The sequence below is a fragment of the Clostridium nitrophenolicum genome (assembly GCF_055391695.1).
Window position 1 is genome coordinate 1,789,240 of sequence record NZ_AP042469.1, and the last position, 23,490, is coordinate 1,812,729.

20 protein-coding genes are annotated in these 23,490 nt (G+C 30.6%); 13 read left to right on the top strand and 7 right to left on the bottom strand.

The window, feature by feature from the left end:
• The first annotated feature begins 19 nt into the window (after window positions 1–19).
• The 10 genes from ACZ5N4_RS08390 (at window position 20) to ACZ5N4_RS08435 (ending at window position 9,307) form a co-directional block, all read left to right on the top strand.
• Window positions 20–1,528 (top strand): DUF1846 domain-containing protein, encoded by a 1,509-nt coding sequence (locus ACZ5N4_RS08390; RefSeq protein WP_464208931.1) that lies wholly within the window; start codon window positions 20–22, stop codon window positions 1,526–1,528.
• A 248-nt stretch (window positions 1,529–1,776) separates the two neighbouring features.
• Entirely contained in the window at window positions 1,777–1,941 is a 165-nt protein-coding gene (locus tag ACZ5N4_RS08395; protein ID WP_464208933.1) for a hypothetical protein, read from the top strand.
• Between the two features lie 167 nt (window positions 1,942–2,108).
• Window positions 2,109–2,648, top strand: coding sequence for a hypothetical protein (locus ACZ5N4_RS08400; protein WP_464208935.1), 540 nt, complete (start codon window positions 2,109–2,111; stop codon window positions 2,646–2,648).
• A 201-nt stretch (window positions 2,649–2,849) separates the two neighbouring features.
• Window positions 2,850–3,209, top strand: a complete 360-nt coding sequence (locus tag ACZ5N4_RS08405) for an alpha/beta hydrolase (RefSeq protein WP_464208937.1) — start codon at window positions 2,850–2,852, stop codon at window positions 3,207–3,209.
• A 614-nt stretch (window positions 3,210–3,823) separates the two neighbouring features.
• Window positions 3,824–4,303 (top strand): UPF0158 family protein, encoded by a 480-nt coding sequence (locus ACZ5N4_RS08410; RefSeq protein WP_464208939.1) that lies wholly within the window; start codon window positions 3,824–3,826, stop codon window positions 4,301–4,303.
• 174 nt (window positions 4,304–4,477) lie between these two features.
• Window positions 4,478–5,278: a formate/nitrite transporter family protein gene (locus tag ACZ5N4_RS08415; RefSeq protein WP_464208941.1), complete on the top strand. Its 801-nt coding sequence runs from the start codon at window positions 4,478–4,480 to the stop codon at window positions 5,276–5,278.
• 247 nt (window positions 5,279–5,525) lie between these two features.
• Window positions 5,526–5,834 carry a hypothetical protein gene (locus ACZ5N4_RS08420; protein WP_464208943.1) on the top strand — a complete coding sequence of 103 codons (309 nt, stop codon included), beginning with the start codon at window positions 5,526–5,528 and terminating at the stop codon, window positions 5,832–5,834.
• 192 nt (window positions 5,835–6,026) lie between these two features.
• Window positions 6,027–7,607, top strand: coding sequence for a multicopper oxidase family protein (locus tag ACZ5N4_RS08425; RefSeq protein WP_464208945.1), 1,581 nt, complete (start codon window positions 6,027–6,029; stop codon window positions 7,605–7,607).
• A 280-nt stretch (window positions 7,608–7,887) separates the two neighbouring features.
• Window positions 7,888–8,736 carry a histidinol-phosphatase HisJ family protein gene (locus tag ACZ5N4_RS08430; protein WP_464208947.1) on the top strand — a complete coding sequence of 283 codons (849 nt, stop codon included), beginning with the start codon at window positions 7,888–7,890 and terminating at the stop codon, window positions 8,734–8,736.
• Between the two features lie 187 nt (window positions 8,737–8,923).
• Window positions 8,924–9,307, top strand: a complete 384-nt coding sequence (locus ACZ5N4_RS08435; protein WP_464208949.1) for a RidA family protein — start codon at window positions 8,924–8,926, stop codon at window positions 9,305–9,307.
• Between the two features lie 119 nt (window positions 9,308–9,426).
• Here ACZ5N4_RS08435 and ACZ5N4_RS08440 read toward each other — a convergent pair whose 3' ends face one another.
• Window positions 9,427–10,455 (bottom strand): C40 family peptidase, encoded by a 1,029-nt coding sequence (locus tag ACZ5N4_RS08440; RefSeq protein ID WP_464208951.1) that lies wholly within the window; start codon window positions 10,453–10,455, stop codon window positions 9,427–9,429.
• Between the two features lie 479 nt (window positions 10,456–10,934).
• On the opposite strand from ACZ5N4_RS08440, the gene ACZ5N4_RS08445 reads away from it, so the two are divergent.
• Window positions 10,935–12,179 (top strand): glycosyltransferase family 4 protein, encoded by a 1,245-nt coding sequence (locus tag ACZ5N4_RS08445; protein WP_464208953.1) that lies wholly within the window; start codon window positions 10,935–10,937, stop codon window positions 12,177–12,179.
• Between the two features lie 31 nt (window positions 12,180–12,210).
• On the opposite strand, the gene ACZ5N4_RS08450 is transcribed toward ACZ5N4_RS08445, so the two are convergent.
• The gene (locus tag ACZ5N4_RS08450) at window positions 12,211–12,888 is read right to left on the bottom strand and encodes a PHP domain-containing protein (RefSeq protein ID WP_464208955.1); all 678 of its coding nucleotides are present in this window, start codon (window positions 12,886–12,888) and stop codon (window positions 12,211–12,213) included.
• 336 nt (window positions 12,889–13,224) lie between these two features.
• Here ACZ5N4_RS08450 and ACZ5N4_RS08455 point away from each other — a divergent pair, with 336 nt between their 5' ends.
• Window positions 13,225–17,412, top strand: coding sequence for a DUF445 family protein (locus ACZ5N4_RS08455; protein WP_464208957.1), 4,188 nt, complete (start codon window positions 13,225–13,227; stop codon window positions 17,410–17,412).
• Window positions 17,413–17,537: 125 nt separating this feature from the next.
• On the opposite strand, the gene ilvB is transcribed toward ACZ5N4_RS08455, so the two are convergent.
• The gene (ilvB, locus tag ACZ5N4_RS08460) at window positions 17,538–19,202 is read right to left on the bottom strand and encodes a biosynthetic-type acetolactate synthase large subunit (protein WP_464208959.1); all 1,665 of its coding nucleotides are present in this window, start codon (window positions 19,200–19,202) and stop codon (window positions 17,538–17,540) included.
• Window positions 19,203–19,245: 43 nt separating this feature from the next.
• The gene (gene budA, locus ACZ5N4_RS08465) at window positions 19,246–19,944 is read right to left on the bottom strand and encodes an acetolactate decarboxylase (protein WP_464208961.1); all 699 of its coding nucleotides are present in this window, start codon (window positions 19,942–19,944) and stop codon (window positions 19,246–19,248) included.
• A gap of 392 nt (window positions 19,945–20,336) precedes the next feature.
• Between budA and ACZ5N4_RS08470 the strand changes: the two genes are divergently transcribed.
• Window positions 20,337–20,681, top strand: coding sequence for a hypothetical protein (locus tag ACZ5N4_RS08470; protein WP_464208963.1), 345 nt, complete (start codon window positions 20,337–20,339; stop codon window positions 20,679–20,681).
• Window positions 20,682–21,067: 386 nt separating this feature from the next.
• On the opposite strand, the gene ACZ5N4_RS08475 is transcribed toward ACZ5N4_RS08470, so the two are convergent.
• The 3 genes from ACZ5N4_RS08475 to ACZ5N4_RS08485 are packed head-to-tail and all read right to left on the bottom strand — an operon-like array spanning window position 21,068 to window position 23,485.
• A complete protein-coding gene (locus ACZ5N4_RS08475; protein WP_464208965.1) occupies window positions 21,068–21,928 on the bottom strand; it encodes a PhnE/PtxC family ABC transporter permease in 861 nt (286 codons plus the stop codon).
• Window positions 21,925–22,725, bottom strand: coding sequence for a PhnE/PtxC family ABC transporter permease (locus ACZ5N4_RS08480; protein ID WP_464208967.1), 801 nt, complete (start codon window positions 22,723–22,725; stop codon window positions 21,925–21,927). Before ACZ5N4_RS08480 ends, ACZ5N4_RS08475 begins: the two co-directional genes overlap by 4 nt.
• Complete coding sequence (locus tag ACZ5N4_RS08485; protein WP_464208969.1) at window positions 22,718–23,485, bottom strand: phosphonate ABC transporter ATP-binding protein; 768 nt, start codon at window positions 23,483–23,485, stop codon at window positions 22,718–22,720. Before ACZ5N4_RS08485 ends, ACZ5N4_RS08480 begins: the two co-directional genes overlap by 8 nt.
• Between the last annotated feature and the right edge of the window lie 5 nt (window positions 23,486–23,490).

A 23,490-nucleotide genomic window follows, 5' to 3' on the forward strand; every position in this document is an offset into this window, starting at 1 on the left:
AGTATGGTGGGGAGTAAAAATGAATATAGGATTTGACCATAAGAAATATTTAGAAGAGCAATCAAAGTACATATTAGAAAGAGTTAATAACTATGACAAGTTGTACTTGGAGTTTGGTGGGAAATTGTTATTTGATCTTCATGCAAAAAGGGTTTTACCTGGATTTGATGAAAATGCAAAAATTAAATTACTTCATAAGCTAAGAGAAAAAGTTGAAGTTGTTATTTGTGTATACGCAGGAGACATTGAGAGAAACAAGATAAGAGGTGATTTTGGAATCACCTACGATATGGATGTTTTAAGATTAATTGATGACTTAAGAGCATATGATCTTGATGTAAACAGTGTTGTAATTACCAGATATGATGGACAACCAGCAACAACTGTTTTTATGAATAAACTTCAACGTAGAGGTATAAAAGTATATACTCATAGAGCAACGGAAGGATACCCTACAGATGTAGAAAAAATTGTTAGTGATGAAGGATATGGTAAAAATCCATATATTGAAACAACAAAGCCTATTGTTGTTGTAACAGCACCGGGACCAGGAAGTGGAAAGCTAGCAACTTGTCTTAGTCAACTTTATCACGAATACAAGCGTGGTAATGTAGCAGGCTATTCAAAGTTTGAAACATTCCCAGTATGGAATGTTCCACTAAAGCATCCTTTAAATATAGCCTATGAAGCTGCAACAGTAGATCTTAAAGATGTAAATATGATTGATTCATTCCACGTTGATGCTTACAATGAGATAACTGTAAACTATAATCGTGATATCGAGACCTTCCCTGTACTTAAAAGAATTATTGAAAAGATAACAGGAGAAGAATCTGTATACAAATCTCCAACAGATATGGGAGTTAACAGAGTAGGCTTTGGTATTATTGATGATGAAGTTATTAAAGAAGCATCTAAGCAAGAAATAATCAGAAGATATTTTAAAACAGGTTGTGAGTATAAAAAGGGTTATGTAGATAAGGAAACTTTCCAAAGATCTAAACTTATTATGGAAGAGCTTAACCTTAAACAAGAAGATAGAAAAGTGGTTATTCCTGCAAGAGAGCGCTCAGCTAAATTAAAGGAAGTCTCAAATAAAAATGATATTTGTCCAGCTGTAGCAATGGAGCTTAATGATGGAACAATATTAACTGGTAGAAGTTCAGATGTATTGGATGCGACAGCTGCTGTAGTTTTAAACGCTATAAAATACTTTGCAAATATACCTGATGAAATGCACCTTTTATCTCCAGTTATACTTGAGCCAATTATAAATCTAAAGTCAAAAACATTAGGTAGCAAAAATACTGCTTTAAACTGCGAAGAAGTGTTAATAGCACTTAGTATATGTGCTGCTACAAATCCAATGGCACAAGTTGCAATGAAAAAGTTAGTGATGCTTAAAGGATGTCAAGCACACTCAACTACAATTTTAAGTGCAAATGATGAACAGACTTTTAGAGAGCTTGGAATAGATGTAACTTGTGACCCAGAGTATCCATCAGAAAGTCTTTACTATAACAATTAACTCGTTGATATTACTGGCTTTGGTAATATTTTTTGAAAATATATAATCATGATTTTCCGGAATGTAAACATGAATAGGGCACTTTCGATATTGTAATTAAATATTGGAGGTGTCATTTTTATATAGCAAAAAAGTGATTATCAACTAAAGCGATTAATAGCGAAATTAAAGTTTCTACATCATTAGAATAACTTGTAAAAATGAAATTAAAAGGTAAAAGTAAATATACGATTGATATTTACAAAGAAATGATTAATAGATTTATTAAATTTATAGGGGATATAGAAACTAACCAAATTTATATTGATAGTTGTATTGAAGAATATTATAAGGCAGACACAAAAGCTATAAAATTAGCAGATTTACTACATAAAAATGTTTGGATAGTAAGAATTATAGGATTAAAGTCGTAAAAGATAGCAATACTGAAAAAGAAGAAGATAAATATAAGTTTTATAATATTACTTTTATTTATAACATTAAATATTTTAATACTTGGCTTAAAATTAAGGCTATAGAAACAAGATAAATCTTCTAATTTTGTAATAAAAGTGGTATTATATGATTAGGAGGTGTTTTCATGAAAAAAATATTAAGTTTTTTATTAGTAACTATTTTAGCTATTGGGGTTGTAGGATGTAGTGGCAAAAAAGAGACCACTCAAACTAATCAAACTAATCAAACTAATCAAACGAAAACAGAAAGTAAAAAAGCTTTGGGTGTTGGAGAAGAATACATATTTAAAAAAGATGGCAAAGATTACTATTCTATTAAAATAAATGGGGTAAAAATAGCTAATGATTTTAAGTATATAGATGGTTTTACTGAATCTAATAGAAAACAAATAGTTGAAGTAGATTATACTTATAGAAATATATCTAAAGAGGATGATAAAAATTTAGAGATAGGTAGTTCTGACTTAAAAGTTATGGATTCTACGGGTGCTATGGCTCAAAATTCGTATATGTTTCCGAAGCAAAAGCCACAAGCTGCACCAGTAGGAGCAAATTGTACTGTACAAGCTTATTATGGTCTTGCTAATAAAAGTGATAAAGTAAGAATAAATTTTACAAGTCAGACACTAGGAAAGACAGCAGAATTTGAAATACCAGTAAATTAAAAGACCTTAATGGTCTTTTTTATTATATTGAAAGTGTCATTTTATATAGTAAAAAATGGATGGTGCAAAAATACTAAATATAGAGTTTCTAAATGAAAACAAAAAATCTCCTTACAACATATTTACTTTGGTTAACTTTTAGTGTAAAATTACACTAAAAGTTAACTTTGAATAATAAATAGTGTAGGAGTAAATGACTATATGAATAAAAAAATTGGAGTTCTTATAATACATGGTTTTGCTGGAACTATAGAGGATATTAGTCCTTTAAACAAATTTTTATTAAATCAAGGATTTATAACAGTATGTACTAAGCTAAAAGGACACATAGGGAATCCATCGGATTTAATTAAAACAAATTATACTGATTGGATTGATTCTGCTGAGAAAAGCTTGATAGAGCTTTTAGGACAATGTGAAAAGGTTGTTATTATTGGCTTTTCCATGGGAGGGCTCATAGCGGCAAATATTGTGCTAAAGCATAAAATATCGGGGATTATAACACTTAGCACACCAATATATCACTGGGATATAAAAAAGAATATGTTTAAATATAGCTAAGGATTTTAGAACAAAAACATTTAAAAATCTAAAGCATTATATTAAAGCAATAATTAGGATTCCTTTTTCATCTATGATAAACTTTAAGATATTATTAATAAAAACAAAACCTTTATTTAAAGAAGTTAAATCCCCAATATTTGTTACACAAGGGCTGCTGGATGATACGGTACATTACAAAAGTGCAGATTATATATATTCAAATGTGTCATCAGAAAAAAAGATGATTAAATAATATGGTAATTCAAACCATATTATATGTAAAAGTAATGATAAGAATGAAGTATTTGATGATATACTTATGTTTATCCGATGCCTACAGCCACTAACACCCAAACTTTAAGAAAATCAGAGATTTGGGATCTCTGTTTTTCTTAAAGTTGGGCATAAGTGGAGCTACGACTCTGGACAACGGCTTCCCCTAAAGGATAACGCCTTCTAAGTGCTAAAGACACTAAGAAGCCTGTTAATAAGTTTCAGGTGGAGTTTTAGTTTGCATATTGAATGTCATTTAGGCATTTAACCTCCACTTGAAACTAAGAATCCTGTTTATAAATAGTAATTTTGTCTAAATTAATAGGTAGTAATGAAAAAGCTATCATAAGGAGGAAATAATGAAGAAACTAAATATCGATTTAGAATTACTTGTACAATCATTTTCATTTAATGAGGATGATTTAGCAAAAGAATATTTGGACACTTATACAGGAGAGATTATAAATATACCTTCTGAACTAGATAAGATAGTGCAAGGGGAGCAGGATGAGGAGGAGTTAGAGGAGTGGCAAAGAGAGTTATTAGAAGATGCCTATGCAATAAAAAATGATGATAAAGAGCGATATGCTCTAATACCTAATACTGATGATACATATACCTATGATATCATGGTCAGTTTTGTTAAGGAAAAAATATATTCTGAAAATCTTAGAGATATGCTGTTAAATGCTTTAAATACTAGTCAGCCTGTGAGAAATTTTAAGAATATATTATTTGAACATGAGGAAGAGTTGGTTAAATGGGAAACTTATGAAGAAGAAAAAGCCGAAGAATATGCCATAAATTGGTTAAGAACGCTAGGCTTAGAATTAGAGTAAAGAGCAGGTAGTCATCGGATAAAAGTTTAGTTTTGTAAAAGCACAATAAAGGATTGACAAATGTCGAAATATGATGTTAATATAGGTGAGTGTGTTTTTATAATGTGATTTTTTTATCACATTATTTTTTTTCTTTTAATTATATAATACATAGATCGGAAAGGATGAATAACTTTGTACAGTGAAGAAATTATTAAGTTAAGTGATGCAGCAGTAAAAAAGGACAAGCTTTTTAAAAATGGTAAGATGAAGTACGTAGTTTCCTCAGCTCTAGCTGGGATGTATATTGGTTTAGCAATTGTATTCATTTATACAATAGGAGGAATGCTGTATGCAGCACACTCACCTGCAGCAAAGATTGTTATGGGAGCTTCCTTTGGAGTAGGACTAAGCTTAGTACTTGCTTGTGGTTCTGACTTATTTACAGGCAATACCTTAATTATGCCATTAGGAGTTTTAGAGAAAAAAGTAAACTGGAAATCAGTATGGAATATATGTGTTACTAGCTATATTGGAAATTTTATAGGATCTGTGCTAATTGCAGCTATCTTTGTAGGATCAGGTCTTGCACAGGGAGATACTGCTGAGTTTATATTAAAGGGAGCTGCAGGAAAAATGGCTCCAACCTTTATGCAATTATTTTTCAGAGGAATAATGTGTAACATTTTAGTTTGTCTTGCAGTATGGGCTTATTATAAATTAAAAGATGAAACAGCAAAACTTATAATGATCTTTTGGTGTTTATATGCATTTATAAGCTCTGGTTTTGAACACTGTGTAGCCAATATGACATTGCTTACAATTGCATTAATGATACCACATAAGGCGAATATTTCAGTAGGAGCATATGTTCATAATTTAACTGCTGTAACGTTAGGAAACATAGTGGGAGGAGCAATTTTCGTAGGACTTGCCTACTGGTATATATCCAAAGAAAAAGATGATAGTAAAGAGAGTAATAAATCTGCAGCTTAAATGTATATAAATTCTTAAAAAATGGTGATAGCAATGATGGTTAGCTGTCACCATTTTTTATTATAGGAGAGGATTTGGCACTTATGAAAAATAGTTTTCTTTAAAATATAATTAAAATAGTTTTAATATTTGCATAACATTTGCCTGATAATATAAAAATGAAGTGAGTGGTTATGTTAGCAGCGACAGTAAATACACAAGAAAAATTCTTAAACTTATATAATTTCAATTGAAAGGCGGAATTTTTATGAGTGAAGAAGAAAAAAAATTATATAATATATTATTTCCTAATGACAATAATCCTTATCACATAAATTATGCATATTTTACAGGCGCAACTAAGAGATCTTTATCAATATTAAAATCCAAAATTAGAAACAGTTTTATAGAAGCTACCTTAGTGGAAGATGAAAAGGAGGATGGCTCATTCTTTATAAGGATATTACAAAAGGATGTGGATATATTTTTAAATATGATTAAACCTTTAAAATATAATGAAAGAAAGATACCAAATCGCTATATTAGTGAAATTAAGTTTTTATTTGGAGATAGCTAATAGTAACTCCAAAATATTATGTTTTGTTTTTTAAAGAGTAATTCTATAATAAGATAAACAGATGTGTAACCTGATGGTTTCGCATCTGTTATTTTTATTTGTAAGTTGTAACATAGGTTTGCAACCTTCATAAAATATACTACCTAAATAACAATGCATAAAATAATTTAATAATATTTTAGACTAAGGAGTATGATGGAGATGAACCTTACGAAATATATTGATAAACTGCCGATTCCTAGTGTTCTTTCACCTAAAGCAAAAAGAAATTTAGTCACTTATTATGAAATTACAATGCAAGAAGTTATGCAGCAGCTTCACAGTGAATTACCACCAACAAAGGTTTGGGGATATGAAGGAACTTATCCAGGACCAACTATTGAAGCTGCCATATATGAAAAAGTTAGAGTAAAATATATGAATGACCTACCTATGGATGAGCATTTATTGCCAGTAGATATGACAATTCATGGAGCAGATCATGGTGTTCCTATGGTAAGAACTGTTGTACATCTACATGGAGGACATGTAGCTCCAGAGTATGATGGACATCCAGATGCTTGGTTTACAAGAAATTTTGAACAAGTTGGAACTAAGTTTGAAGAAACAGTTTATGAATACCCTAACATTCAAGAGGCGACTACTTTATGGTATCATGATCATGCTGTGGGAATTACAAGATTGAATGTATACGCTGGATTAGCTGGTTTTTATATTATAAGACACAAATGCGAGGAAAAATTAAACCTTCCTAAAGGAAATTATGAAATTCCAATGGTAATTCAAGATAGATCTTTTAATGATGATGGATCACTTTTTTATCCAACGCAGCCTGATCCGCCAGTTTTAGGAGTTGACCCATCAATTGTTCCTGAATTCTTCGGAGACACTATATTAGTAAACGGCAAAGTTTGGCCATATTTAGAAGTAGAGCCAAGAAAATATAGATTTAGAATATTAAACGGTTCCAACTCTAGATTTTATAGATTACAATTTGATACAGATCAGGTGGTATGGTTTCAAATAGGTACAGATGGAGGTTTTCTTGAAGGACCAGTAAGATTAAATCAATTAATACTAGCACCAGCAGAAAGAGCTGATGTAATTATAGATTTTTCAAAAGCTTCAGAACAAAATATAATATTAGTTAACGACGCACCTACTCCTTTCCCAAATGGCGTTGATCCAAACCCTAAGACAACTGGACAAATAATGCAGTTTAGAGTTACACTGCCTCTTTCCAGCAAGGACACTAGTTCCATACCTAAATATCTTAATAAAATTGAGAAGCTAGAAGTTGATGATGCAGTAAAGGTTAGAGATTTATCCCTTAGAGAAAGTACTGACAACTATGGACGTTTATTCTTGCTTCTTACTGGAAGGAGATGGGACTATCCTATCACTGAAGAACCTCAACTTAATACTACAGAAATTTGGAGATTTATAAATCTTACTATGGATACTCACCCAATGCATCTTCACTTAGTTCAGTTCCAAATTCTAGATCGTCAGCCTTTTGATGTCGATTATTACAATCAAACAGCAGAAATTAGGTTTACAGGACCTCCTGAGCTGCCAGCACTTAACGAAAGGGGTTGGAAAGATACAGTCAGGGCTAACCCAGGACAAATAACCAGAGTTATTGCCCGTTTTGAAGATTTTTCAGGAGATTATGTTTGGCACTGTCATATTTTAGAGCATGAGGATCATGAAATGATGAGGCCATATGAAGTAGTAAATATATGTAAGAAAAAATTAGAAGAATGTAAATAGATATCAAGCAAGTACAGAAGAAAACCAAGGTAGCATTTAATAAATTAATATTAATATATTTGAGAATTAGATAACTGATCATTAATATTAGAGTTATAAGATAACTTAGGGCTTAACTAAGCCCTTTTTTTATTTAGAAAGCAAATATACTTTAAGATTTGAATCATAATTATTTAAATTTTATAGTCTTAATATGTAATTTACAATAATGTAACAGGAACTAAATGTATTAATGTTATCATGTAGATAAATCGAGATATTTAAATAAGGGAGGCAAAAAATGAATTATTTATATGATTATCATATTCACACTACCTATTCAACTGATGGTAATAATACTATTTTTGAGGTATGCAAAAGTGCAGTAGAAAAAGGATTAAAAGAAATTGCTATAACAGATCATTTTGAGCCAACAGAGGGAAATGAAAATTATTCTGAATATAAACCTAATGACTATAGAGTAGACATTGAAAAAGTAAGAGAGATATTTAGGGGAAAACTTAAAATAAAAATGGGTATAGAACTTGGTCAACCACATCATTTTTTAAATAGTTCTAAGTCAATAATTAATTCAATACCTTATGATTATGTTATCGGTTCAGCGCATAAGCTTTCAGATGACACAGACTTTAGCGAATTTGATTATAAAAATGTGCTTTTAGAAGATGCCTGTAGTGTTTACATTAGTGAGTTAAAGCAGCTTGTGAGTCAGGCAGATTTTGATTGTGTAGGTCATATGGATTTAATAAAGAGATACAGCACAGACATTTATAAAAGAAGAGTTTCTCTGATTACACAGCAAGAATTATTAAAAGAAGCTTTTGATACTCTTATTTCACAAGGAAAAGGTATTGAGATAAACACCTCAGGACTAAGACAAGCGCCAAAGGAAACAATGCCTGGAATAGATGTATTGAGACTTTACCGTGAATTAGGCGGCGAGATATTAACAATAGGTTCGGACTCACATTATGCACAGGATGTAGCTAAAGGATTAGATATAGCTATAGAAAATGCAAGAGAAGCAGGATTTAAGTACCTGACTATATTTTCTAATAGGGTTCCGGAATTTATTAGGATAAGCTATAAAAATGATTTTTACTACATGGATAACAGAAAAATTATATAGAATGCAAAGTTAGAAGTCTTGGGTATTATGTATCTAAGACTTTTGGTTAATCAGATGTTATTTGATTTTACATAATATTTATTATATGGAATAATATAGTTGAGAATCCAATGTATTTATTTTATACTAAAGTAGAGATATAACAAAGAGTATAATTCTATATTTAAAATTTGAAAGGAGTTTTACTATGACAAGGAAAGCTTTTAGTGCTGAAGGTGCTGTTGCCGTTGGACCTTATTCACATGCTGTTGAATCTGGTGATCATGTATATTTTTCTGGACAAACCCCTATAAATCCTGAAACTGGAAAGCTTGTAGAAGAAGATATTTCTGCACAAACTGAACAGTGTTTTAAAAATTTGTTTAACGTTTTAAAAGCTGCTGGTTTGACACCGGATGAGGTTGTAAAAGTTAACGTCTTTCTAACTGACATGAATAATTTTGCAGAGATGAATAAAGTATACTCCACAAAGTTTTCTACGCCATACCCTGCTAGGACTACAATTGGGGTAGCCTCACTACCTCTTGGAGCTCAAGTGGAAATTGAGATGGTTGCTCGAAGACAAAAATAGGTATACAGACCGAAAGTTAATTTATACGACGAGCTATGTTTCCAAGCTTCAATCCGTCAAAAACTTTTAGTCATCCTAAAGCTTAGAAACATATCCCTTTGTCTAAATTAACTTTCTAGTTACTTTTCTGATAGCTGCATAACTCTTCGAGCTGTTAAATAATCACTTCTGTTCAATGGTGAAATTTTGATGAAATCTCCTGTATGTGGTGCATGTATATATGCTCCAAAGCCTATGTACATACCTACATGATGAGGATCTTGCTTTGTACCAAAGAAAACTAAATCACCAGGCTTTAGTTTATCTACGGATACCTCAGTTCCATCTTTTATCTGATCATAAGTAGTCCTTCCGATATGTACCCCAAAATGTTCATATACATATTGAACGAAACCAGAGCAGTCAAAACCAGGTTTTGGAGAAGTTCCTCCCCATACATAAGGAGTTCCTAAAAAATCAGAAGCGTAGGCTATAATGTTATCAGAAGTCAAAGTAGATTTCCCATTTGCAAAAGCTTCAACAGATGAATCTTTTTTAATATTTTCGATATATTTAAGCGCATCTGCCACTAGAGCTGGATCATCGGAGTATCCGACAGCTTCAAATAAAAGTTTCTTTTGCTCCTCTTTATCTTTATTTAACTTAGCTAACTCTTTTTCGTTATCTGCTTTTAATGAAGCTAATACTTTATTTTTAGCGATTAAAGTTTCTTTTTTGCTGCTCATTAAGTCTTTTTTATCCTTATACTTATTAATAATACTTGCATCTAAATCTACTACTCTTTTAACTGCATCCGAGTTCGAAAGTAAATCTTTAACGTCTTTAGATTTAAGTAATGTATGTAAATAGCTGTCAAAACCATTTATATACATTGCTCTTATTCTATTATTGAATAAATTTTTTTCTTTGTTTAGATCACTTTCAACATCTTTAAGTTCTTTTTCTGTAACTTTAATGTCATTTTCAGTATCTAATATCTCTTTGTTGTTATCATCAATTTTTTTCATTACAGTTTCTATACTATTATCTAACTTTTCAATATTTATTTGTATACTTTCAATATTTTTCATTGGTTCAGCATAAACAGTACCAGTAATTAATAGTGATATTGTTAAAGTTAGGATAGACTTCTTTAAGAAAGAATTCAATTATATCACTCCTAAAAGATATATATATTGTTAAGTTTTTACAGAATATATTATATCATTAAGTTTGGCTAAGGAAATGAATATATTGTAAATAAAAAGTTAATAATTCAATGATTTAACTGACATAGAGATAAACAGAATTCTTGGCTTCAGGTGGAGTTTGTCTACGACCACTGGGCAATTCTGCCCGTTAAATGCCATTTAGGCATTTAACCTCCATCTGAAGCTTAGAAGTCGTTATCCAGGGGCATAGCCGCTCTTTACTCCCGCTTGAAGAAAAGCAGAGAGTCCAAATCTTCGATTTGGTACGAATCGCTTTCACAGAGTGCGATGGGAGTATTAGAGCGGGTAAGTCATCGGATAAATAATAAGGGAAAAATTGGCGAAATTTGCTTTACAGAAATGTTAATGTATTGTAGTATTTAGTCAAAAGAAGAAAGATGTTTATCTAAAGTAAGTTTCACTTTATGGAGGGTTTGATGAAAAAGATATTAAATATAATAGCACAAAGGCCAGATAGAACAGGAAGTGGAATATATCTGCAGGCTCTTGTCAAAGAAGGTGATGAAAAGGAATATAGACAGGCCGTAATTGCAGGAATATCAGATAATGATAGTAAAATTTGTTTTAATACAAAAATAGATGTTAAATTTTATCCAGTAGTATTTGATACAAAGGAATTACCCTTTCATATTGTTGGAATGAGCGATGTGATGCCTTATGAAAGTACTAGATATAGGGATTTATCCTTTGATATGTTTGAAAGATGGAAAAATGCCTTTTCAAAGGTTATAAAGAGAGCCGTTGATGAGTTTGAACCGGATATAATAATATGCCATCACTTATGGCTATTGACTTCACTAGTTGTAGAAATGTATCCAGATAAAAATATATTAGCCTTTTGCCATGGTACAGATTTAAGACAGCTGGAATGCTTTAAATATATAAATAGTGAGTTTTCTAGAGGAGTAATTAAATATGTTACAGAGAGCTGCAGCAATCTAAAGAAGATAGTTACATCTCATAATAGTGAAAAAGAGTTGGTAAAAAAGCAATACAACATAAATGAAAATAATATAAAAGTTGCTGGTACAGGCTTTAATCCAGATATTTTCTATATAAATGAAAATAAAAAAGACTTAAATAAGATAAAAATAATTTATGCAGGAAAGTTGAGTTATTCGAAAGGAGTACCATCTTTAATTAATTCTATAAAATTATTAGAAGATCAGTATGACAATATTGAACTCTATCTTGTAGGTTCTGGTGCAGGAATTGAGACATCAGATATAATCAATATGTGTAAAAATTATTCCTGCGGTGCTGACATACACATGCTAGGGGCGATACCTCAAAAAGAATTAGGAGAGCTATTTAGACACTGTGATATATTAGTACTTCCTTCTTTTTATGAAGGGTTACCATTGGTATTAATAGAGGCTATGGCCTGTGGACTAAAAGTAGTTTCAACAGATTTGTCTGGAGCAAGGGAATGGATGGGCAGTGTTATAAATAACAGTGGAATTATTGAATATGTAACCCTTCCAAGATTAAAAGACATAGATGTTCCTTTTGATGAAGATCTACCGCAGTTTGAAAAAAATTTGAGTATATCAATAAGAAAGCAGATAGAAAATAAATTAATAATGAATGAAGAGCTTAAGAACTCTATAAATAAAAAGTCTTGGAAAAGTGCTTTTGAAGATATAGAAAAGCTTTTTTAAATAGGAGCCTGATATAGGGCTCCTACAATGCTTAAATGGCTTTATACATATCATAAGGTAAGTTATTAGTGACTTTGTTGTAAATATCTATATGTTTAAATCCTTTATCTTGACGTATGGCAGGACATACATTTCCTTCTTTTATTGCATTTATAAGATCTATTTCATCTCTTATTCCATCAGGAAATACCGTAGCATATGTTCCTATCTTTTCAATAACATGTGCATCACTAGAGCCTATACATGGAAGGTTAAGCTCAGTGGCTAGAGAATAGGCATATAGGTTCTGATGAGGTTCTGTACTTCCATTAAAAGCTTCAACTCCATATAAACCTAACTCTTTAGCTTCTCTTATATAATTACCAAAGCCTCTATTGTTGTTTCTATATGGATGAGCACTTATGGCAACGCCATTGTGTGCATGGACCAATTTCAATAAATCTTTAGCATGCATCATTTCTTTAGGCCAGTCCTTTAAACCAAATACTAATACATCTCCCTCAAAGGTTAATATTTCAGCTCCTACTAATATTAAAAAACCTGTAGATCTTGATAGCGCATGTGCTTCTTCCATAATCTCGTTACTTTCATGGTCTGTTATGCATACACCATCTAGTCCTATTTCTTTTGCTCTTTTTATTATATCATTTAAAGATATTTCACTATCTAAAGAATATTTACTTTCATGAATATGAGTATCAATTAACATAGAGACCTCCAAATAGTAAGATTATCAGTATAGTATCATAGTATCATTTTATTAGTGTAATTGTTGAATTATTAAATAAATTTATAGAATATAAGACAACTATAAATGTTACTTATTTAGCAAAGTTAAAAATTATAAGAATTACTAAACAAGTTAGTTAAGACTGCGTATGCGTTGACAATATAAAGCAAGTGTAATATTATAACAGTGAATAAACTTCACCGGGTACTATTAAGGTGAAGCTTTTTTGATGAAGATATAATAATATGGGTGTAAGTCCGAAAGTTAGCATATACCTAACTTTCTTATTTCAAACCCTATGCTAAGGAGGACTTTATGCAGTTAGATTTAATAAAAGAAGTTTTAACTGGTTCTATAACAGGATATATAACAAATGCAATAGCTATTAAAATGATATTTAGAGAATATGGAATTGGTAAGTTTAAATTAGGCGGAGTAATAGTAAAAACTAAAGATGAATTTATAAATAATATAAGCTCACTAGTAGAAAGAGATATAATTAATAGTGATACTTTAAATAGTGAAGTATCAAAGGAATCCTTTAAAGAAAGTATAAAAGACTTTGTGGATGACTTACTAAGCGTACATATTTACCAAAATACATCTAACATCACATTAGGAGAACTAAATGCTTTCGACTCAACAATAAATAACACTAAAGAACTTGTGCAGAGTTCAGCCAATAAACACTTAAACAGTGTTTTTGATAAGATGCTAGAGAGTATAAGTTTTAAAGATATATTAAGCGAAAAACAAATTCAGCATATAAGTGGACAATTATATAATTGTGTTTTAGTGGCATTAGATAGTGACGATTTTATAGAAAAGGCTATAAAGGAGTTTTATGAAGAAAATAAATCAATAAGTTTTGGTGAGTTCTTCGGACAAAAGCTATTAGCAATTATAAGCAGCAATATTGAAGATAATATTAAAAATTTTCATATAGACTTAGAAAACAATTTTGATAAAGATATAGATAAGATTTTTGAAAATACTTTTGAAACACTAGAGGTCCATAAAATTTTAAATTCATTAGAAGAAAAGCTATTAGAAAAAAGAATAATAGATTTTATTAATAATAAGGACAATATTAATTTATCTAAAACTTTAATATATAAAATTAAAGGGTTTATAGAATCTAATGAAGGAAAAAGATTAATAAATAACTTTAGCAAAGAATTGCATAGTCTTTTGAAAAATATTGATCAGCCTGTGTTAGAGTTGCTTTCTGATGATTTAAAAGACAACTTTGAGGAGTTTTTCAAGGATAAGTTACAATATGCAGTAAAAGAAATAATATTATGGATAGAAAAAAACAAGAGTGATATAGAGGGACTAATAGAAAAGTCAATAGATGATACTATAAACTCCATTGATGATGGAATGAAAAAGAATGTTTTAAACTTAGTTAGAGATAAGTTCTTAAATGATGTGGCAAATAAATTTGATATAGTATCAAAAATTACTGAATATCTGGAGAATAATGCAGATATAGATTCTATAAGTAGGGATGTTACATCAATAATAATTACTTATCTTAAGGAAGAAAAGGTATCAGATATAATATTAAAGTTAGAAAAAAATAAGATATTCACAGAAGAAAGCTTTGCAAACTTTATAAATTATAATCTTGCTAACTACATTGACTATATACCAGAAGATTATTTCTGTGGACTCTTAAACATAAAAATGAAAGATATCTTCAGCTTAGATTTGGTTAATATCTTTGAAAAGCATGTTAAAGAATCAATAATTAGTACTTTAAAGTATAAATATATATACACAGAAAAAGTTACTAAAACTATAACTGTAGAGATTACCAAAAGGTTAAAAGATGTTAATGATATAAGTTTTGAAAAAATTATAAGCGAAGAGACTTTATCCTCTAACTATCCAAGTACTAAAAAAACAGTTATAGAAAAAATGAAGGATAATAAAAATACTATAATAGATTTGCTTTCTGATGAACTAAAAAAATCTATTTATTCTCTTCATTTGTATAGTGGATTAAATGATGAGATTAAAAATGGCTTATTAGATGAAATTGTAAGAGAAGTATCAAATAAAGCAGAAGAAAATTTAGAAAACTGCAGAGATATGAATCTGAAAATATTATGTGACAAAATAAATGATATAGAAGACGTTAATAATAATTTAGCAAATTCTATAGTTTTAATGTTGAAAAACAATCTTCAGTATATATTAAATGGCAATATAAAGAAGGCTGTATCCACTAACTTACATGACTTGAAAGATGAAGAACTTCAATTAATGATTGAAGAATTCATGGGTAAAGAAATGAAGCCAATTACTGTAATTGGTGCAATGCTTGGAGCTGTAATTGGTATAGGTATGTATTTCTTTGATAACTCAGTTACACAATATAATTATTTAACAGCTACCCTCGTAAGTATAGTAGTTTATGGATTTGTAGGCTGGCTTACCAACGTTCAAGCACTAGCAATGCTTTTCAAACCTTATAATGAAAAAAGACTATTTGGAATTAGAATTCCATTTACACCGGGAGTTATAGTAAGCAGAAAGCCTAAGTTTGCAAAATCTATGAGTACTTTCGTAGATGAAGAGCTTTTGAAAAAAAGCAGCATGGAAGAGCTATTTAATAAAAATAAGGATGCTATTCATAATTCACTAAAAGAAGTAATCTCAAAGGATAACTATAAAATAGTGGTAGATTTTTTAGATAGCCATTCAGATGATATTAGTGATAAAGCTTTTGAATATATTAAAAAATTAATTGAAAGAAATAAGAGAAGTATATCTAATTCTCTGACTAATAAAGCTGGCAATTTGGATATTGCTAACATAGATTTTTCTGAAATTGAAAATCAATTAAAGGGAAAGATATTATCTAAAATAGAAAACTCTAATATAAAGATATATGATGCGTTAGAGGGCATTTTTAGATATGATAAAGAGAGTTCAAGAGTAATTCCAGAACAGTTTAGAAAGTCTTTTGAGCAACAGCTGACTAACAAAGTCGAAGAAGAAATAGATAAGTTATTATCATATACGAGCAGAGCCGATAAAAGAAATGAGTTATTGATGATGCTCTCATACAAGTACGAAAATGTAATTAATAATTCAGTTAATGAAATGATTAATCCAGAAAATGCTATCAAGTGGAAAAGTTACTTTGGAAAATTAATAAGTGATAAAGTTAGTTCAAAAGAAACACGAACTAAAATTTTAAATTGGATAGAAAGCATTACGTCAAAAGAACTCAATCCTAATAGGAAAATAGGAGAGTTATTTGGTGGAACTCTCACAAATATAATAGAAAGTAATTTTAGTTATATAATGGATAACACAGTAAAAGCTATTGTAAGTGGATTAAGTAATAACAGACAGGTCATTTCGGAAGTTGCTATTACTACAACAAAGGAAAGTTTAAACTTTTTTGAGCTAATGGGATACAACATGCTTGATGGAGATAAAATAGTAGCTTCTGTTGTCGATGATCTTGTAAATGATAAATTCCCTGCTTTCATTGAATCTAAAAAAGGGGAACTTAATGAACTATTAGGTAGCTTTATTGACAATAAGATTTGCAACGGTACTGTTGGAAACTTAAATATAGGACTTCAACATAAAGAAGTTTTAGAAGTTATTAATAATTTTATTGATGAAAATGACTTTAGATTAAATGATAAAATTATTAAAATCACAGACAGCATGTTTAATTGGGTAACAGATATTAAATTAAGAGAATACTTAAGCATTTTATCTATTAATAAAATTGAAGATATAATAGAAATTTTTGAAGAAGAATTGAACTTTATTTCCGGGGAATTAAAAGATAATATTATTGAAAAAAAGCAAAAGCTAACAGATGAATATACAAAGCTTGCCTATAATATTTTAGAAGAGCTAGTATTATCAATAAAAGTTAATGTGCTTGCAAAGGGAATAGATAAGGAATATGTTGAAGACTTATCCTATAAAATATGCACAATAATTTCAAATAGTAATTCTATGAAAAACAATATTGAACAGTTTATAGAGAAGTTATCTTATGTGTTAAAACAAAAGAAAAGTAGTGAATTATTAGATCTAAGGGAATTTAATGTATGTGCATCGAATGTCTTAGAAGATATACTGCAGAATAAAGGATTAGATGCAGAAATAAGAAATGCAGTACAGAACATAATAAATGATATTATAAGAGATAATCTAAATATTATTGATGCTTCTACAAAAGATAATCTGTCCCAAATAGCAATTAACTCAATTTTAGATAGCGCATCACAGAATTTTTCTAAAGTTATAAGTACTATTGACTTTAGAGGAATTACAGAGCAGCAAATTAATTATATGGAGCCTAGAGAAATTGAAGAATTGTTTAACTCCTTTGCTAAAAAGTATTTTAATAAGCTGAAGTTATATGGATTATGGGGAGCGGTCTTTGGTATCCACTGGATTGTAGGACTTATTACCTGTGTTCTATATGCAACTAGTGCAGCAAAGGAAAAGATAAAGAGTTAGAAGAGGTATAAGTTTTAAACTAAAAAATTGACTTACACGAACGGATATAGGCATAGTCCTTTGTGTAAGCAATTTTTTAACAATATCCTGTGTATTAATTTATAGGGGGCTATCAAGTACCCCCACTAATTATTAATTGGTACATTTATAATACAAGGCCCTGTTTCAGTTAATGCTTCATTAAGTACCTTTATTGGATCATTCTCTTTTTCTAAATTATAGGATTTAACTCCAAAACCTCTGCTGACAAGGGCAAAATCTGGATTTGCAATAAACTTTGTTGCTATGTAATTCCCATCGTAGAACATCTCTTGTAACTTTTTCACTAATCCAAGATGTCCATTATTTAATATTATTATTTTTATATCTAGATTTAAATCACTTAACGTTGCCAGTTCTTGAATATTCATTAAAAATGAACCATCCCCTGAAAAACATATAACTTTTCTATCAGGGTTGGCAATAGCTGCACCAATTGCTGCTGGTAACCCAAATCCCATAGTTCCAAAACCGCCTGATGTTAGAAAAGTTCTTGGAAGTTTAAAAGGGTACGTTTGAGCAGTCCACAGCTGATGCTGCCCTACATCTGTAGTAATAATTGTATTATTAGTAACTAATTCACTTACACTTTTAATTATATTAATCGGATGAAGATAATCTAACTTGTCTGGAAATATTAAAGGCTTCTGCTCTTTTTTCTTTTTAACCTCTATAATCCATTGATCCCTATTGTCATTGTTTACTAAAGGAATTATTTTATCTAATATTAAACCAATGTCTCCTTGTATTGCTAAATGTGATTTTTTAATTTTATCAATTTCGGCTTTATCTATATCTATGTGAATTATTTTTGCATTTTTACAAAACTTTTTCGAGTTACCTGTTGCTCTATCATTAAATCTTACTCCTAATGCTATAATTAAATCTGCTTCACTCAGTAGCATATTTGCATATCTTGATCCATGCATACCAGTCAGGCCTAGATATAAAGGATCATCAGCAGGAAAACCTCCTAAGCCCATTAATGTTGTAGCTACTGGTATACTATTTTTCCTTGCGAATTCATGAAGTATATTACTAGCATTAGAACTTATAATTCCTCCACCTACATAGAGTAATGGCTTTCTAGCTTCATTGATAAGCTTGGCAGCCTGATCAATTAATTGTTCGTCAAATTCACCAATAGTATTATCATTAACAACTGCTGGCCAATTGTCAAATTCAAGTTCTTCCATCAGTATGTCTTTTGGAATATCAATTACTACCGGACCTGGACGACCACCTTCAGCAATTTTAAATGCTTCCGGAATAACATGGAACAATTCTTCTACTGAACGAACAAAAAAATTATGTTTGGTAATTGGTGTAGTCAACGCATACATATCCACCTCTTGAAAAGCATCTGTTCCAATAAGTGAAGAAGAAATTTGTCCGGTTATGGCAATAATAGGAATAGAATCGGTTTTTGCATCTGCAATAGCTGTAATCAGATTTGTTGCTCCCGGTCCAGAAGTTGCAAAACAAACAGCAGCGCTACCCTTAGAACGTGCTATTCCTTGAGCAACAAAAGCAGCCCCTTGCTCATGCCTCGTTAAAATATGTTTAATACTACTTCTAGATAAAGAGTCATATAGAGGAAGGTTAGCACCTCCCGGAATTCCAGCAATTACTTTAATACCTTGTCTTTCAAGTAATTTTATAGTTATATCAGCACCTCTTAATTTCATGTCATTTTCTCCTTTGTTTAAATTCTTACATTCACTACTAAAAATTTTATTACGTTTTAACATAGTATATTAATTCAACTTTTTCTGTTTTATGAAAATAAATTGATTAATTGCCCGCATTAATACCTAAATCCATCTCATAGAAAGTACTGTTTTGTGGTAATTCCATCTTAAAACAGGAACAGTTTTGAAGTTTTATTTTTGCTATACCTATGCCGCAGTCTACAACATGTCCACCAACATCTTTATCTTCACTTATAAAATGAAAATGGTATCCTGCTACATTTAGTCCATCAACATACTCTGGACATCTAAAGCCAACCATAGTGCCTTTTATATTTACATACTCAAAAATAGGTTGGTTTTTTACTGCTTCAGTAAAAGGCCTATAGGGTTTCTCTTGTTTTACCACATTTCTTGTTTTTAAATACTTAAATTCACCTTCTATGCTAAATGCATAAAAAATATTTTTACTTTCAATAAATTCATTTAATCTTTTTATAAGTTCTTTGAAATTACAGCAATCTCTAATTATAAACTCTTTATAATCGTTAAATTTTGTCACCACAGCAAAGGGGGCAGTTACACTTTCATCACATAAACATATACTGCCATCAGGGTTTGTTCTATAGCAATTGCCATCCAAAAGTGTTAATTCACCATCAAGACCTTTAAATGTTCCTAGGCCAAAATCGCCATTTTCTTTTAATTTACTTAGAGATATACATTCATCATATAAACCTGACATTAATGCACTAATAGTAGACATTTGATATATGTTATTTGAAACTTGTTGTTCATTCATCTTTAGTTTCCTCCTAAAAAGTTTTTGCAATATATTTTAATTTTAGAAGCTATTTTATTACCTTAAGCTTAGGTTTTACTTCTACTCTATATAATCCTATCAATTTTGAAATAGTCTCACTCCTTTATATCATATGAAATTCATTATCAATTAACAATTAAAAAAATACATTATCATCTAGTTGTTATTAGATGATAATGAGAATTATTATCATTATAATGTTTTATTCCATAATTGTAAATGGTATATGTAAATTTTCTTATTGTGTAAATTTTTCCATATAGTTATTTTAGCCGTAACCTCAAATTATGCTATTGGATACATAAATAAATAATGCTAAAGAACTTGTGCAGAGTTCAGCTAATAAACACTTAAACAGTGTTTTTGATAAGATGCTAGAGAGTATAAGTTTTAAAGATATATTAAGTGAAAAACAAATTCAACATATAAGTGGACAATTGTATAGTTGTATTTTAGAGGTATTAGTTAGCAAAGAATTATACAGTCTTTTGAAAAACATTGATAAGCCTGTACTAGAGTTGCTTTCTGATAACTTAAAAGATACTACTCAGGATTTCTTCAAAGATAAGTTACAATATGCAGTAAAAGAAATAATACTATGGATAGAAAAGAACAAGAGTGATATAGAAGGACTAATAGAAAGAGCAATAGATGATACTATAGAATTCATTAATGATGGAATGAAAAAGAGTACTTTAAACTTAATTAGAGGATAAGTTTTTAAATGATGTGGCAAGTAAGTTTGATATAGTATCAAAAAGGAATTACAGAGCAGCAAATTAATTATATGGAACCTAGAGAAATTGAAGACTTATTTAATCCTTTGCTAAAAAATATTTTAATAAGCTAAAGTCATATGGGTTATGGGGAGCGGTTTTTGGTATCCACTGGATTGTAGGACTTGTTACCTGTGTTCTATATGCAACTAGTGCTGCAAAAGAAAAGATAAAGAGTTAGAATACATATAAGGGTTCAAGGAAGAAAATTGACTTACACAAAGGGCTATGTTTTCAAAGCTAAAAGTTTTTAATGGACTGAAGCTTGAAAACATAGCCCAGGTTGTAAATCAATTTTTGGCATTTGAGCCCTATATTAACTATAGTTATTGTGCTACTTTACGAGAGCCTTCCGATAGCAAGTCAGCTAATATAACAAGTAATGAGTAGCAAATTAAAATTAAAGTTATTTCCGAATATTTAAAATAGCTCATACTGAGTTTAAATTGCATACCTAGGCCGCCAGCTCCTACAAAACCTACAATGATAGTTGTACGGATAATTACTTCCCAGCGGTATAATATATAGGTTAAAAATTTCTGCATTACCGTAGGAATAACACCATAAATAAGTAATTGTCCAGTGCCAGCTCCACAGGAAGCTAGATTTCTAATTGGCCTCAAATCCAAGTCCTCAACTACTTCAGCACAAAGCTTTCCTACTATTCCGAAGTTATGAAGAGCTAGAGCTATGGCTCCTGGAAGAATTCCTGGTTTGAGGATAAATATTATAATCATTGCCCAAACAAGTTCAGGTACTGCTCTTGAAAAGATGTATAAACAGCGGATTAATCCAAAGAGTATCCAGTTGTACCACTTTTTAGACAAAGTTAAAGAACCATCTGCTGCATTCCTTGCGGCTGGAATAACGGTAAGTATCATTCCCATAGTTGAAAATCCTATAGCCATAACACTCATTTGTAAAGTTTCATAGGTGAGCTTCAAAATATTTTTCCAGCTGTCTATGTCTTTAAATGCTGGATTTTTTTCTCCTATACCCAATAAACCATTTAAGAATTTTTTTGCGTAAAGTGAATTTTTCTCATTAAATAGGCCTAGAAAATCTGCGTTGTCAACCTTATAAATAAATGCCCATGAAGCAGCAATTAAAAGGAACATCATAAGCAAAGAAAATTTAACAAAGTTAAAACTAAACTTTTTCTTTATTTTTGTCTTTGTATGAATCATTCTACCAACCTCTTTCGAAGTAGATTGCTCCAAAAATCAATTAGCAATACCAATGCTATTAAAAAGAATATATAGGTCCAAACTTTATTGTAGTTCAAGTCTTGAAGTGCTAACTGAATTTGAAAGCCTAATCCACCTAAACCTACAAAGCTCATGATTGTTGATGAACGAACTGCGCATTCAAACCTATACATGGTGTAACTTATCATATCTGCTTTAGCCATCGGTAAATAACCATAAAATAAAATCTGCATCCGTGAAGCACCGGCTGCTTTTAGCGTTTCTATTGGTTCTTTAGGAACATCGTTAAGTATATCTGCAAAGATACGTCCAAGTGTTCCACCATAGGGAATTGCTAAGGCAAAAATTGCGGCATAAGGAGATAAACCAATAGCCGCTACAAAGAACCATGCCCAAATAAGTTCATTTATAGCTCTCATAAACCCTAAAATTCCTCTAAATACTCCTTTTGAAAGATGGCGATTTAACTCGGAATAGAATAAAACTCCAGAAGCTAAAACTCCAAAAATTAACGCAATAATTATTGCCAAGGTCATACCAGCTACAGCATAAGCTAAGGTACGCCATGTTGATATAAGTGAAAGTTCCAGCATTTCAGGTGATAAATCAGGTTTAAAAAGAGACTTAGCCACCTGCTCTAAAGTAACCCTACCACCAGGATGCAGAAGTTCTGGTCCCCAATGTACTGAAAATAAGCTCCATATAAAAACCAAAACAAGCACACCTGTTAGCAAGCTTCTTTTATAGAGATCCAAAGAACGTGAAAAGCTATGCATCCAACCTCAGCTCCTTTAAGTCATAAAGATCAGATAGATGCTTATTAGTTACTTTTTCTGTTGGAAGATCAAAATAAACTTTACCTTCTCTCATTCCAATGATACGAGTAAAATATTTTTTAGCATATTCTACAGAGTGAAGGATTGTTACAAGGGTTTGATTTTCTTCCTTAACAAGTTTTGTAAGCATAAAAAGAATATCTTCAGCACGAGCTGGATCTAAGGCTGATACTGGCTCATCTGCTAAAATAACTTCTGGCTTTTGAACTAGAAGACGTGCCAATGCAACTCTTTGCTGTTCACCACCAGATAAATTAGAAGTCTTATCATAGACTTTATCAGAAAGTCCAACTCTATCTAAGGCTTTAATAGCTAATTGCTTCTCTTGAGGAAGTAATAGAGATAAAAGAGATTTAAAAAATCCCCAGTCAACCAATCTGCCTGCTAAAACATTATGAATAACTGGTAATTGTCCTACTAGATCAAACTGTTGACGAATGATACCCACTTTTTTAGCAAATTCTTTACCGTTTTTATAACTACCGGAAGTCTTTCCGGCTATCAAAAGCTCACCGGTATCCGATTTAATAACGTTAGCTAATATATTTAACAGTGTTGTTTTTCCAGCTCCACTTGGGCCGATTAGGGCGACGATTTCACCTTTTTTAATGGTAAGAGAAAGGGAAGATAATGCTATCTTCCTTTCATAACTTTTTGATATTTCTTTTAATTCAAAAATATTTTTTAATCGTTTATCCATAATAC

Excerpts from the sequence above, each read along its gene's own strand:
- ACZ5N4_RS08470 (WP_464208963.1), top strand. The coding sequence starts at position 20,337 with ATGCTAGAGAGTATAAGTTTTAAAGATATATTAAGTGAAAAACAAATT.
- ACZ5N4_RS08445 (WP_464208953.1), top strand. The coding sequence starts at position 10,935 with ATGAAAAAGATATTAAATATAATAGCACAAAGGCCAGATAGAACAGGA.
- ACZ5N4_RS08425 (WP_464208945.1), top strand. The coding sequence starts at position 6,027 with ATGATGGAGATGAACCTTACGAAATATATTGATAAACTGCCGATTCCT.
- ACZ5N4_RS08435 (WP_464208949.1), top strand. The coding sequence starts at position 8,924 with ATGACAAGGAAAGCTTTTAGTGCTGAAGGTGCTGTTGCCGTTGGACCT.
- ACZ5N4_RS08400 (WP_464208935.1), top strand. The coding sequence starts at position 2,109 with ATGAAAAAAATATTAAGTTTTTTATTAGTAACTATTTTAGCTATTGGG.
- ACZ5N4_RS08395 (WP_464208933.1), top strand. The coding sequence starts at position 1,777 with ATGATTAATAGATTTATTAAATTTATAGGGGATATAGAAACTAACCAA.
- ACZ5N4_RS08410 (WP_464208939.1), top strand. The coding sequence starts at position 3,824 with ATGAAGAAACTAAATATCGATTTAGAATTACTTGTACAATCATTTTCA.
- ilvB (WP_464208959.1), bottom strand. The coding sequence starts at position 19,202 with ATGTTAAAACGTAATAAAATTTTTAGTAGTGAATGTAAGAATTTAAAC.
- ACZ5N4_RS08420 (WP_464208943.1), top strand. The coding sequence starts at position 5,526 with ATGAGTGAAGAAGAAAAAAAATTATATAATATATTATTTCCTAATGAC.
- ACZ5N4_RS08405 (WP_464208937.1), top strand. The coding sequence starts at position 2,850 with ATGAATAAAAAAATTGGAGTTCTTATAATACATGGTTTTGCTGGAACT.
- ACZ5N4_RS08480 (WP_464208967.1), bottom strand. The coding sequence starts at position 22,725 with ATGCATAGCTTTTCACGTTCTTTGGATCTCTATAAAAGAAGCTTGCTA.
- ACZ5N4_RS08455 (WP_464208957.1), top strand. The coding sequence starts at position 13,225 with ATGCAGTTAGATTTAATAAAAGAAGTTTTAACTGGTTCTATAACAGGA.
- budA (WP_464208961.1), bottom strand. The coding sequence starts at position 19,944 with ATGAATGAACAACAAGTTTCAAATAACATATATCAAATGTCTACTATT.
- ACZ5N4_RS08485 (WP_464208969.1), bottom strand. The coding sequence starts at position 23,485 with ATGGATAAACGATTAAAAAATATTTTTGAATTAAAAGAAATATCAAAA.
- ACZ5N4_RS08450 (WP_464208955.1), bottom strand. The coding sequence starts at position 12,888 with ATGTTAATTGATACTCATATTCATGAAAGTAAATATTCTTTAGATAGT.
- ACZ5N4_RS08475 (WP_464208965.1), bottom strand. The coding sequence starts at position 21,928 with ATGATTCATACAAAGACAAAAATAAAGAAAAAGTTTAGTTTTAACTTT.
- ACZ5N4_RS08390 (WP_464208931.1), top strand. The coding sequence starts at position 20 with ATGAATATAGGATTTGACCATAAGAAATATTTAGAAGAGCAATCAAAG.
- ACZ5N4_RS08430 (WP_464208947.1), top strand. The coding sequence starts at position 7,888 with ATGAATTATTTATATGATTATCATATTCACACTACCTATTCAACTGAT.